At 66.8% G+C, this 12645-nt stretch carries 11 protein-coding genes and 1 riboswitch; of the genes, 9 read left to right on the forward strand and 2 right to left on the reverse strand.

Annotated features, from left to right (window positions below):
* Nucleotides 1–62 precede the first annotated feature (62 nt).
* Together RMR04_RS26565 and RMR04_RS26570 are read right to left on the reverse strand one after the other, a co-directional pair.
* Nucleotides 63–1655 carry an ABC transporter substrate-binding protein gene (locus RMR04_RS26565; RefSeq protein WP_311911520.1) on the reverse strand — a complete coding sequence of 531 codons (1593 nt, stop codon included), beginning with the start codon at nt 1653–1655 and terminating at the stop codon, nt 63–65.
* A 152-nt stretch (nt 1656–1807) separates the two neighbouring features.
* Nucleotides 1808–2350, reverse strand: coding sequence for a MarR family winged helix-turn-helix transcriptional regulator (locus tag RMR04_RS26570; RefSeq protein WP_311911522.1), 543 nt, complete (start codon nt 2348–2350; stop codon nt 1808–1810).
* 109 nt (nt 2351–2459) lie between these two features.
* Here RMR04_RS26570 and RMR04_RS26575 point away from each other — a divergent pair, with 109 nt between their 5' ends.
* From RMR04_RS26575 to thiC, 9 genes are all read left to right on the forward strand, one after another.
* Entirely contained in the window at nt 2460–3161 is a 702-nt protein-coding gene (locus RMR04_RS26575) for a creatininase family protein (protein ID WP_311911523.1), read from the forward strand.
* A gap of 22 nt (nt 3162–3183) precedes the next feature.
* On the forward strand, nt 3184–4158 hold the full coding sequence (locus RMR04_RS26580; protein ID WP_311911525.1) for an ABC transporter permease: 975 nt from the start codon (nt 3184–3186) through the stop codon (nt 4156–4158).
* A complete protein-coding gene (locus RMR04_RS26585) occupies nt 4155–5033 on the forward strand; it encodes an ABC transporter permease (protein WP_311911527.1) in 879 nt (292 codons plus the stop codon). Before RMR04_RS26580 ends, RMR04_RS26585 begins: the two co-directional genes overlap by 4 nt.
* A 150-nt stretch (nt 5034–5183) precedes the next feature.
* A complete protein-coding gene (locus RMR04_RS26590; RefSeq protein ID WP_311911529.1) occupies nt 5184–6896 on the forward strand; it encodes a dipeptide ABC transporter ATP-binding protein in 1713 nt (570 codons plus the stop codon).
* Between the two features lie 11 nt (nt 6897–6907).
* Nucleotides 6908–7807, forward strand: a complete 900-nt coding sequence (locus tag RMR04_RS26595) for a polysaccharide deacetylase family protein (protein WP_311911531.1) — start codon at nt 6908–6910, stop codon at nt 7805–7807.
* A gap of 1201 nt (nt 7808–9008) precedes the next feature.
* Nucleotides 9009–9137: a hypothetical protein gene (locus RMR04_RS26600; RefSeq protein WP_311911533.1), complete on the forward strand. Its 129-nt coding sequence runs from the start codon at nt 9009–9011 to the stop codon at nt 9135–9137.
* Between the two features lie 11 nt (nt 9138–9148).
* A complete protein-coding gene (locus RMR04_RS26605) occupies nt 9149–10051 on the forward strand; it encodes an OmpA family protein (RefSeq protein WP_311911535.1) in 903 nt (300 codons plus the stop codon).
* Between the two features lie 218 nt (nt 10052–10269).
* Nucleotides 10270–10470 carry a hypothetical protein gene (locus tag RMR04_RS26610; protein ID WP_311911537.1) on the forward strand — a complete coding sequence of 67 codons (201 nt, stop codon included), beginning with the start codon at nt 10270–10272 and terminating at the stop codon, nt 10468–10470.
* A gap of 78 nt (nt 10471–10548) precedes the next feature.
* Nucleotides 10549–10653, forward strand: a riboswitch (TPP riboswitch).
* Between the two features lie 78 nt (nt 10654–10731).
* Entirely contained in the window at nt 10732–12645 is a 1914-nt protein-coding gene (gene thiC / locus RMR04_RS26615; protein WP_311911538.1) for a phosphomethylpyrimidine synthase ThiC, read from the forward strand.

Genomic DNA, 12645 nt, shown 5'->3' on the forward strand with positions numbered 1-12645 from the left:
GGCAGTCGGTTTTAGGCGGGCAGTCTGGTCCGACTGCCCGCCCAATTCCGACTGCCGATCCCTCACTTCTTGGCAGGCTTGATGTCCATCGCCAGCGTGTCCTCGTCGATGCGCGTTGCGAGCGTCACCTTGTCCTTCTGCATCGCCCAGGCCGAGCCGACCGCAACGATCGGCAGGCGCGGCCGGTCCGTGGCGACCAGGGCATTGGCCTCCTGCAGGAAGGCCGAGCGCTTGGCCTCGTCCATCTCGATGGCGGCGTCCTCGATCAGCTTATCCATGACCGGGTTGGAGTAGCCGGTGACGTTGAAGGCGCCGAGCCTCTTGGCCGGATCGTTGGTGTGGGCGACCGAGGAGAGCGTATAGTTCGCCTCGCCGGTCAGCGTGCCCCAGCCGGACATGCTCGTCACATAGTCGCCACGTGTCCGCGCCGGGAAGAAGACCGCGCTGGGCTGGGCGTTGGCGGTGACTTCGAGGCCGACGCGCGCCAGCATCTGCGCGATCGAGGTGCCGACCTGGCGGTCACCCGGCAGGCGATCGCTGGTGAAGGCGAAAGCGAATTTGAAGCCGTTGGGATAACCGGCCTCAGTGAGCAGCGCCTTGGCCTTGGCGAGATCGGGCTTGCGCGGCGGCAGGCTCTTGTTGAAGCCGAAGATCTCCGGCGTCATGAGCTGGTTCGCCGGGGCGCCAAGGCCTTCCATCGCGATCTCGACGAGCGCCGGCCGATCGATGGCGAGGTCGACCGCCTCGCGCACCTTGGGGTCGGCGAAGGGATTTTTCGGCAGCGCCGAACCATCCTTGGCGGTGACGCCGGGCGGATTGTCCTTCATCGACATCTCCATGTTGAAGACATAGATCGAGTCGATCGAGGTCACCGTCAGCTTGGCGTCGCGCTTGAGGGTCGGCACGTCGGAGGCCGGCACGCGGACGATGAGGTCGACCTGGCCCGCCTTGAGCTGGGCGACGCGAGCCGCGTCATTGGGCAATTCCTTGCGGATGACCCTGGCCCAGGGCTGCTTCTCGCCCCAGAAGCCGTCGAAGCGCTCGAGCACGAGCTGATCCTTGGGCGTCCAGGAGACGAATTTGTAAGGTCCGGTGCCGATCGCCGCCTTGCCGCTGTTGAAGGCTTCATTGGCAGTGTCCTTGGTGAGGCCGGCCGCCGCCTTGTGCGAGACGATGAAGAGGCGGACGAAGTCGTTCGGCAGGGTCGGCGCCGGCCCGTCCGTGGTGAGCTGGATCGTCAGCGGATCGACGATCTTGATCTGCTGGACGCGGCGGACATAGGGCGTCGTCGGGTTGGGGCCGGAGACGATCGCGACGCGCTCGATCGAGAATTTGACATCCTCGGCGGTGAAGTCCGAACCGTCATGGAATTTCACGCCCGGACGGAGCTTGAACTCCCAGACGTCGGCGGCGATCGCCTTCCAGCTCAAGGCAAGGCGCGGCTCGATCTGCAGCTTGTCGCCGGACCAGGTCAGCGTGTCGAAGACATGCTTGAGCGCTTCCGCATGAGTGCCGGTCGCGGTGAAGGCCGGGTCGATCGATTCCGGGCCGGCGCGCACGCCGATCGTGAGGTTCTGGGCGAGGGCTGCGGTCGAAACCGACATACCAAGCATGGCCGCAAGCGCGAGCGAGCGAAGGGGAAGGGAGAGTGTCATGATGGAGGTCCTCTGAGATCTGTCATGCCTTTTTCGAGCGGCGGCATGATCGGTTGATTCCACGCGATGGTTTTTCTCTAGTGAGCCCGGCAGGCAGCAGCGACGTCCACGCTGCATCGGTTCTTTGGAAAGACGGTTTAGATGCCTCCGGGCTATGTCTGGTTCTCGAGATCATTGGGCCAGGTCGGCGAGGCGATGACGAGCTTGTCCATCAATTCGCAGAGCTGGCGCTGCTCGGCTTCGGTGAGCCCTTCCAGCATGGTGGTCTGCTGTTGCACCATCAGCGGCATCGTCTCCTCGAAGATGGCGCGCCCAGCGGTGGTCAGGCGCAGCACATAGCTGCGCAGGTCGTCGCGGTCGGTCTCGCGCTTGAGCAGGCGGCGGGTCAACAGCTTCTGGATGGCGCGCGAAAGCGTGTTCTTGGGCAGGCCGGAGGAGGCCACGATGTTCTTGGCGGCCACGCCATCCCTCAGGCCGACGGCGTAGAGCACGACGAATTCCGGCCGCACCAGGCCATAGCGCGTCTCGATCCAGCGATAGACGGGGTCGTTGAAGCGGAAGGCGATGAAGTTCAGCCGGAAGGACAGCCAGCAGGGGTTGTCCCAGAGCTTGGTGATGGTGAGCGGATCGAGATCACGCAGCGCGGCCTCGCGCTCATGGTCGAGACGCGACAGGGCGGTCGGGGCGCGGCGCATGATCAGCTCCCTGATTTAGTTCCAAATGGAACTTGACGCTCCTGAAAGCGGGAGTCAAGGATGGCCCAGCCATCGGGGTTTGCCACTTAATTTCTGCAAGGAACGGGCCGTGCATATCGCACAGATGAACTGGATGCAGGTCGAGGCGCAAGCCAAGCGGGACGACCGCTGCGTCCTGCCGCTCGGCAGCGTCGAGCAGCACGCCTATCTGAGCCTGGCGACCGACGCGATCCTCTCCGAGAAAGTGGCTCAGGATGCGGCGGAGCCGCTCGATATCCCGGTCTTTCCCGTGCTCGCCTACGGCATGACGCCGGGCTTTGCCGCCTATCCCGGCACCGTCTCGCTGCGGTTGAGCACGTATATTGCAGTGGTGGAGGACATGCTCGAAGGATTCTACCGCTCCGGCTTCCGCCGCATCGTGCTGGTCAACGGCCATGGCGGCAATTCGCCGGCCATGACCTTCTGCACGGAGTGGATGGGCGTGAGGACCGATGCCAGCGTCAAGATGCACAATTGGTGGGCTGGGCCGCGTTTTCAGGCAGCGGTGAAGGCGATCGATACGGCAGCTTCGCACGCCTCCTGGATGGAGAACTTCCCCTGGACGCGGCTGGAAGGCGTGGCGCTGCCCGATGCCGCGAAACCGCCCTTCAATGCGGCGCTTTATCAGGCCGCCAATCCGGCCCGGAAGCGCGAGATCCTGGGCGACGGCAATTTCCACGGCCGCTACCAACGCTCCGACGAGGAGATGCTGAGCCTCTGGCAGATCGGCGTCGAGGAGACCCGCGCGGCGATGGTCGAGGACTGGCCGTGAGGCGACGCCACGGCGCCCGCCCATGCTAGGCCATATCATCGAGCGCGTGCTGCAGGCGCTCGCCGTCATGCTGGTCATGTCGGCGCTGGTCTTCATCGGCGTCTACGCCATCGGCAACCCGATCGACGTCCTGATCAGCCCCGATGTCAGCCAGGACATCAGGCTCGAGACCATCGCCCGCTACGGGCTCGACCGACCGCTCTGGGAGCAGTACTTCACCTTCCTCGGGCGCATCCTGCACGGCGATTTCGGCCGCTCCTTCGTCTTCGGCATGCCGGTGCTCGACCTGATCCTGTCGCGCCTGCCGGCGACGCTGGAACTGACGCTGATGGCCGTCTGCGGCGCCGCGCTGATCGGCATTCCCGCTGGCATCTATGCCGGCTATCGCCCCGACGGCCTGCCCTCCAAGATCATCATGGCGGTCTCGATCCTGGGTTTCTCGGTGCCGACCTTCTGGATCGGCCTCGTGCTGATCATCGCCTTCGCGGTCGAGCTGCAATGGCTGCCGGCGGGCGGGCGCGGCGACACGGTCTCGCTCTTCGGCGTCGAATGGAGCTTTCTGACGCTGAACGGACTCAGCCATCTCTTGCTGCCGGCGCTGAACCTCGCCTTCTTCAAGCTCGCCTTGATGACGCGGCTGGCACGCGCGGGAACCCGCGAGGCGATGCTGTCGGACACCGTGAAATTCGCCCGCGCGGCCGGCCTGTCGGAGTGGACCGTGCTGCGCCGGCATGTGCTGCGATTGATCGCGATCCCGCTGGTGACGGTGTTCGGGCTCGAATTCGCCTCGACGCTGGCCTTCGCCGTCGTCACCGAGACGATTTTCTCCTGGCCCGGGATTGGCAAGCTGATCATCGACTCGATCACCTCGCTCGACCGGCCGGTGATGGTCGCCTATCTGATGCTCGTCGCCTTCGTCTTCATCACCATCAATTTCCTGGTCGATCTGGCTTATGTCGGGCTCGATCCGCGCCTGCGAAAAGCGGGATCGCGATGAAGGACGCCTCCCCCACCGCGCGCTTCTGGGCCGAGTTTCGCGAGAGCCGGGTCGCGGTCGTCGCGCTCGCCGTCGTCGTGCTGATCATCGGCGTCGCCATTCTGGCGCCGTTGGTGGCGCCACAGGACCCCTATGATCTCGCCAATCTGGTGCTGATGGATGCGCGTCGTCCGCCCGGCTTCGTCGGGTCGGCCGGCTACACCCATATTCTCGGCACCGACGCGCAGGGGCGCGACCTGTTTTCGGCCATTCTCTACGGATTGCGCATCTCGCTGCAGATGGGGCTGGTCGCAGGCTCGCTCGCCTTCATCGTCGGGGTCTCGCTCGGAATCAGCGCTGCCTATATCGGCGGACGCTGGGAGGCCTTCATCATGCGGGTCGTCGACCTGCAGCTTGCCTTCCCCGCGATCCTGCTGGCGCTGGTCCTTTCCGCCATGCTCGGCCAGGGCAAGCTCCAGCTGATCGCCGCGCTTGCGGCCGCGCAATACGCCTATTTCGCCCGCACCGCCCATGGTGCGGCGGCGGCCGAGCGCGGCAAGGACTATGTCGAGGCCGTGCTCTCGACGCCTTTGCGCGGCTGGCAGGTCGTCCTGCGCCACATCTTCCCGAACTGCCTGCCGCCTTTGATCGTGGTCGCGACAGTGCAGGTGGCGAGCGCGATCGCGCTGGAGGCGACCCTCTCCTTCCTCGGAGTCGGACTGCCGGTGACGGAGCCTTCGCTGGGCATGCTGATCTCGAACGGCTTCCAGTACATGCTGTCTGGCCGCTACTGGATCTCGATCTATCCCGGCATCGCGCTGATCGTGCTGATCGTCGCGATCAACCTCGTCGGCGACCGGATCCGCGACCAGGTCAATCCGAGGCTGAAGCGATGATGCCGAGGCTGAAGCGATGATGCGCTGGCGCAGACCTCTCCCGTCATGGTCGGGCTTGTCCCGACGATCCATGCCTTCCTTCGGCGAGGGTGGTGTTCAAGACGTGGATGCTCGGGACAAGCCCGACCATGACGGCATGGGCCAGCACTCGTGACAGACACTCCGCTCCTCGAGGTCTCCAACCTCGTCACGCATTTCCATAGCCGCACCGGCATCGTGAAAGCGGTGGACGGCGTCTCCTTTTCGCTGAAGCGCGGCGAAGTGATGGGGCTCGTCGGTGAGTCCGGCTCGGGCAAGAGCATCACCGGCTTCTCGATCATCGGCCTGATCGACCCGCCCGGGCGGGTCGAGGGCGGTTCGATCAAGCTGGATGGGCGCGAGCTTGTCGGCCTGCCGTCCTCCGAGCTTCGCGGCATTCGCGGGAAAAGCATCTCGATGGTCTTCCAGGACCCGATGATGACGCTGAACCCGATGCTGACCATCGGTACCCAGATCCGGCTGGCGCTGGAGGCTCATGAAAACGTCTCTGCTGGGGAAGGCCGCAAGCGCGCCATCGCGGCGCTGCACCAGGTGCGCATTCCCGACCCGCAGACCAAGGTCGATTTCTATCCGCACCAGTTCTCCGGCGGCATGCGCCAGCGCGTCGCCATCGCCATCGCGCTGCTGCACCGGCCCAAGCTGATCATCGCCGACGAGCCGACGACCGCACTCGACGTCTCGATCCAGGCCGAGATCCTCGTCGAGATGAAGGAGCTGGTGGCGGAACTCGGCACCTCGATGATCTGGATCAGCCATGATCTTGCGACCATCGCTTCCATCGCCGACCATGTCTGCGTGATGCGCTCGGGCAAGATCGTCGAGGCCGGCCCGGTGCTCGACGTGCTGACGCGCCCAAAGCATCCCTATACGCAGTCATTGCTCGATGCGCTGCCATCGCGGGCGAAGCCTGGCGCCTTGCTGGCTCGTGGCGCCGGCACCGATGCCGCGCCCCCTCCGCGCCTCGCCAGAATGGCCGAATCCGGACGGCGGAAAGCCGGTGTGCCTTATTTCGTCATCGACGCGGTCGGCAAGCGCTTCCAGCAGAAAGCCGGCATGCTGCGCCTGCTGGCGCAGAAGGCGGGCCTCGCGCGGCCCGCGCCCAGTGTGCAGGCGGTCGATTCGGTCAGCCTCACGCTGACGCGTGGCGAAGCGCTCGGCCTTGTCGGCGAATCCGGCAGCGGCAAGTCGACGCTCGGGCGGATGGCGGCAGGCATCTACGCCCCCGATGCCGGCCATGTCCTGCTCGACGGCGAGCCGGTGATGAGCGGCGGCGACCGGCCGCACAAGATCACCACCCGTATCCAGACGATTTTCCAGGACCCCTTCGCCTCGCTGAACCAGCGCATGCGTATCGGCGACAGCATCAGCGAGGGGCCGATTGCCCATGGCCTCGTCAGCCGCGCGGAGGCCGGCCACTATGTCAGGCAGTGGCTCGCGGCGGTCGGTCTCGACCCAGCTTTCGCCAGCCGCTACCCGCACCAGTTCTCCGGCGGCCAACGCCAGCGCGTCGCGATTGCCCGCGCGCTCGCGATGCAGCCCGACGTTGTCGTGTGCGACGAGCCGGTCGCCTCGCTCGATGTCTCGATCCAGGCGCAGATCATCAATTTGCTGATCCGCCTGCGCAGCGAACTCGACCTCACGCTGATCTTCATCTCTCACGACCTTTCGGTGGTGCGCCATCTCTGCGACCGTGTCGCGATCATGCATCGCGGCAGAATCGTCGAGAGCGGCACCGCCAGCGAAGTCTACGACCACCCGCAAGACCCCTATACTCAAAGGCTGCTGGCCGCAGTGCCCGTGCTGCCCGGCGCCCCGCCCGCCTGAAGGAGCCTGCCATGACCGATCTGCCCCTCGAACCCTGGCAATGGCCTGAAGAGACCTGGCGCGCCAAGGTCGACCGCGTCCGCGCCGGACGCAATCTGAAGCCGAGGACCTGGCCCAACGGCGCGCGCTGCGCCGTGGCGCTGTCCTTCGACGTCGATCATGAGACCAACGAGCTGCGCGACGGCGGCAAGTCGGTCGGGCGGCTCTCCTGGGGCCAGTACGGCAATCGCGTCGGCATGCCGCGCATCCTGAGCCTGCTGGCGAAGGAGAACATCCAGGCGAGCTTCTTCGTGCCGGCGGTGACCGCGCTGCTTTACCCGGACGAACAGCGCCGCGTCATCGCGGAGGGCCATGAGATCGGCCTTCACGGCTGGATCCACGAGGTCAACACCGCCGTGCCACCGGCCGATGAGCGCGAGTTGCATCTGCGCTCGGCCGACACATTAGAAAAGATCACGGGCGTCAGGCCGGTCGGGATGCGCACGCCGTCCTGGGACTTTTCGGAAGTGACGCTGGCGATCGAGCGCGAACTCGGCCTGCTCTACGATTCATCGCTCTTCGCCGATGACGACCCCTACGAACTGATCGACAAGGGCGAGGCGACCGGCATGGTCGAGTTGCCGGTCGAATGGATTCGCGACGACGCGGTCTATTTCAACATGAACCGCTTCCAGGCGTTGCGGCCCTATACGGCGCCGGAGACCGTGTTCGACATCTTCCGCCGCGAATTCGACGGCGCCTATGAGGATGGCGGGTTGTTCCTGCTCACCATGCACCCGCATATCATCACCTATCGCTCGCGCATCTGGATCCTCGAGAAGCTGATCGCGCACGCCAAGGCGAAAGGCGATGTCTGGTTCGCCAGCCATGCCGAGATCGCGCGCTATGTGAAGGCGCAGGCCGGGCTCTGAGCCGCACCATCCCGCCCGCCAATGCCGGGCGGGACGGAACTCTGCCCGATTTCGGCCGTTTTCGCTTCATCGGGGGTTCAGCGCGCAAAAGCGTTGATGCCCGTCGCTGAAACGGAAACGGATTTCATGACGCGCACCAAGAACTGGCTCCTGATCGGAACCATGCTGCCTGCGATCACCTTGTCGCAGGGCGGCTTCGCTGCTCCCTCCGCTCAGAATGTCCTGCTGCTGGCGCAAGCGCCCGCCCCCGCTCCCAGCGAGGAAGAACCCGGCCGGCCGGGCCGGCCCCGGCCGCCAGGACAACAGCCGGGCGCCGAGCGCCCGCCCGCGGCCCGTCCCGCGCCCGGCGCGCCGCCGGCGATACAGCACCCCGCTCCTCCAGCAGCCCCGAATGCCGCGCCGGCGGCTCCGGCTGCGCCCCGTCCCGCTCCCGCTCCGGTCCCGCCGGCCGCCGCGCCGGAACCCCGGCCCCAGCCCCGGGCCGAGCCGCCTGCGGCACGGCCCGTTCCACCCGCACCCGCTCCGCGCGCCGAGCCGCCCCGCGAGCCATCGATGCCGCGCCCCGTCCCGCCGATCATGGCTCCCGCCCCGGGCGAACCCGGCCGCCAGCCGGCAGCGCGGCCCGAGCCCCTGCCCGGCCAGCCACCGGCCGCCCGTCCGACGCCTGCCCCTGTCGCGCCGGCAGCTCCGACCGCGCCGCGTCCGGCCCCTGTTCCGCCGGCCGCAGCGCCCTCCGCACCAGGCTTGCCCGCAGCCCCAACCGCACCGCGCCCTGCGCCGCCGCCAGGGCAGTTCCGCGCTCCTCCCGCCGCAGCCCCGGGCCAGGCGCCGGTGACCCAGCCGACACCCGTACCTCCACCTGCGGCGGCTCCGGCGGCCCCCACCCCAGGCGGACGCGGCCCGGGCGCTCCTCCGCCATCCTCCCCCCAGCCGCAGCCCGGACAGACCGTGGCGCCTCCACCCGCGGCCGCTCCAGCGGCACCGGCTCCAGGCGGGCGCGGTCCGGGAACTCCCCTGCCGCCACCTGCCGCCCAGCCTGCGCCGGCGCAGCCCCAGCCCGGACAGACGTTGCCCGGACAGACTCCTGCGCCTCCGCCAGCTGCAGCCCCGGCGGCTCCCGCACCAGGCGGGCGCGGCCCGGGAGCTTCCCCGCCGCCTTCCGCCCAGCCGCAGCCCGGACAGACCCAGCCCGGACAGACTCTTGCACCTCCGCCAGCAGGCCAGCCGCCCACTGGCGGTCCCGGCCAACCGCCCGCGCCTGACCGGCAAGGCCGGCGTGGCGGCATCGGGCTTGGCGGCGCCGCCGCGATCGGCCTTGGCGCCGGTGTGATCGGCGGCATCATGGCGACGCAAGGAGCGGAGCGCTTCGACGATGTCCGCAGCCGACGCGAGGAACGGCGCGACGGCGACGTCACGATCATCCGCGAACCCGGCCGCACGATCATTCGCGACGACGACCGCGTGATCATCCGCCGCGACGAGACGCAGGCCTTCCGCGATCTCGGTTTTCAGGGTCGAACCGAGCGCCTGGGCGACGAGAACCGCAACGTCTTCGAGCGGCCCGACGGCACGCGCATCGTCACCATCACCGACCAGGATGGCCGCCTGATCCGCCGCACGCGGCTCGACCGCAACGGTGAGGAGTACGTGATCATCGACAACACCCGCCGCGATCGGCCCAATGACCGCTTCTCGGACGAGATCGTCGTGCTGCCGCCGCCACCGCTGCCGATGCCGCGCGAGCGCTATATCGTCGATGCCGAGCGAGCCGATGAGCGTTTGATCTACGAGACGATCATGGCCCCGCCTATCGCCGCGATCCCGCGCCGCTACACGCTCGACGAGGTGCGCTATTCGCCCGATCTGCGGGCGCGGATGCGCAGCGTCGACATCGATACGGTGACCTTCGAAACAGGCTCCTGGGCCATCGCGCCGGACCAGGCGCAGCGGCTCGCCACCATCGCCCAGTCGATCCGGCAGGGGCTGCAGGGCTCGCCCAACGAGGTCTTCCTGGTCGAGGGGCATACCGACGCCGTCGGCTCCGACATCGACAACCTGTCCTTGTCGGACCGCCGCGCTCAATCGGTCGCGGAAATCCTGACCCGCGACTTCGGCGTGCCCGCCGAGAACCTGACGACCCAGGGCTATGGCGAGCAATATCTCAAGGTCGCGACGCAGGAGCCCTCGCGCGAGAACCGGCGCGTGACGCTGCGACGGATCACGCCGCTGCTGGCCGGGCGCTGAAGACTATGCCGGCGCGGCGGCTCGCTGCCGCACCGGTTCGCTTTCGCCGCATCGCTTTCATGAAGCGGCAAGGTCTCTGGTCTAGATCACGTTGCATCCGGACGACTTCGTCCGCATGCAACGTGATCTATTCCTAGAGTTGAGAGCATTGCTCTTGCGAAAAACCGGTACCCACTTTTTCGCGCAAGGCTCTAGCCCTAGCTGAGAGGAGACCGGTCATGAGCGATTCATCGATTGCCATCGCGCAAAGCCTCGCCGCGAGCCAGGCGGCCGCCACGCGCCAGACGATCCAGACCGAAATCGTCAAGCAACAGGCCGATGCCGAACAGGCCGTGGCCGACCTGCTGCAACAGGGCGCGGCGCAGGCGAAGGCCGCCCTCCCGGCCGGACAGGGCCAAACCGTCGACATCACCGCCTGAACCGGCGCCATGCCCGCCCTGCGGGGTGCTCCCGGTGTTTTGCCGGTTGCGCACCGGCGCTATCACGCCTAACTTCCCAGCCGTTCCGAGGGGTGCTCGCAAGAGCTGAGATGGCCGTCCAGGCCGAACCCATCGAACCTGATCCGGGTCATACCGGCGGAGGGACTGGAACGCGGCGCGAGACGACCCGCATCCGCATCACAGCGCTAGACCGCTTCGACGCCGGATCTCCTGAACCTTGGACCAAGGAGGAGATCCCCCATGAATGCCCACACCAAGCCCGCCAAGAACAGCATCAAGACCGCGCCCAAGTTTGGTGCACCGACCGGCGTCACCACCGGCCCGATCATCGGTTCGCGCAAGATCTATGTGCCGACGCCGGAGGACGCGTCGATCCGGGTGCCGTTCCGCGAAGTCGTGCTGACGACCGACGCAGAGCCACCGGTGCGCATCTACGACCCGTCGGGGCCCTTCACCGAGACCGATGCCAGGATCGACCTGAACCAGGGCCTGCCGCAGCCACGCCGCGCCTGGCTTGACGCGCGCGATTTCGACGCCATTGCCGGCCGCGAGGTCACCGCCGCCGACAATGGCAACATCTCGCCCGAGAACCTGGTGCCGGCCTGCCCGGCTGAGCGATCGGTGCTGACGGCCAAGCCCGGCCAGATGGCGACGCAGTTCGAGTTCGCCCGCGCCGGGATCATCACTCCCGAGATGATCTATGTCGCGCATCGCGAAAACCTTGGCCGCGCCGCCATGCTCGAAGGCGCCCGTGAGCGCCATGCCGATGGCGAGAGCTTTGGCGCCAGCGTGCCGGAATTCGTCACGGCGGAATTCGTGCGCAGCGAGATCGCGCGCGGCCGCGCCATTATTCCCGCCAACATCAACCACCCGGAACTCGAGCCGATGGCGATCGGCCGCAACTTCCTGGTCAAGATCAACGCCAATATCGGCAATTCCGCCGTCACCTCCGGCGCCGCCGAAGAGGTCGAGAAGCTGGTCTGGGCGATCCGCTGGGGCGCCGACACGGTCATGGACCTGTCGACCGGGCGCAACATCCACAACATCCGCTCCTGGATCCTGCGCAACTCGCCTGTCCCGATCGGCACCGTACCGATCTACCAGGCGCTGGAGAAGGTCGGCGGCGACCCGGTCAAGCTCGACTGGGAGGTGTTCAAGGACACGCTGATCGAGCAAGCCGAGCAGGGCGTCGACTACTTCACCATCCATGCCGGCGTCAGGCTGCCCTATGTGCCGCTGACAGCGTCCAGGGTGACCGGCATCGTCTCGCGCGGCGGTTCGATCATGGCACGCTGGTGCCTGGCGCATCATAAGGAAAGCTTCCTCTACGAGCGTTTCGACGAGATCTGCGAGATCATGCGCCGCTATGACGTCTCGTTCTCACTCGGCGACGGCTTGCGTCCGGGCTCGATCGCTGACGCCAATGACCGTGCCCAGTTCGCCGAGCTTGAGACGCTGGGCGAGCTCACCAAGGTCGCCTGGGACAAGGGCTGCCAGGTGATGATCGAGGGCCCCGGCCATGTGCCGATGCACAAGATCAAGGAGAATATGGACAAGCAATTGCGCGAATGCGGCGAGGCGCCCTTCTACACGCTTGGACCGCTGACCACCGACATCGCGCCGGGCTACGACCACATCACCTCAGGGATCGGGGCTGCGATGATCGGCTGGTTCGGCTGCGCCATGCTCTGCTATGTCACGCCCAAGGAGCATCTCGGCCTGCCCAACCGCGACGACGTCAAGACCGGCGTCATCACCTACCGGATCGCGGCCCATGCCGCCGATCTCGCCAAGGGTCATCCGGCGGCCAAGCTCCGCGACGATGCGGTCAGCCGCGCACGCTTCGACTTCCGCTGGGAAGACCAGTTCAACCTGGCACTCGACCCCGACACCGCCCGCGCCTATCACGACGAAACCTTGCCGAAGGACGTGCACAAGGTTGCGCACTTCTGTTCGATGTGCGGGCCAAAGTTCTGCTCGATGAAAATCACGCAGGATCTGCGCGCCGAGGTCCTCGCCATGGGCGAGAACGAGCGCATCGCACTTGACCAGGCGGCGGCGCAGATCGAAACGGAAAGGCATGCGGGCATGGCCGCGAAATCCCAGGAATTTCTCTCGAAGGGCGGCAATCTCTACCTGCCGGCAGCGGAATGA

It is taken from the genome of Bosea sp. 685 (assembly GCF_031884435.1).
Classification (GTDB): Bacteria; Pseudomonadota; Alphaproteobacteria; order Rhizobiales; family Beijerinckiaceae; genus Allobosea.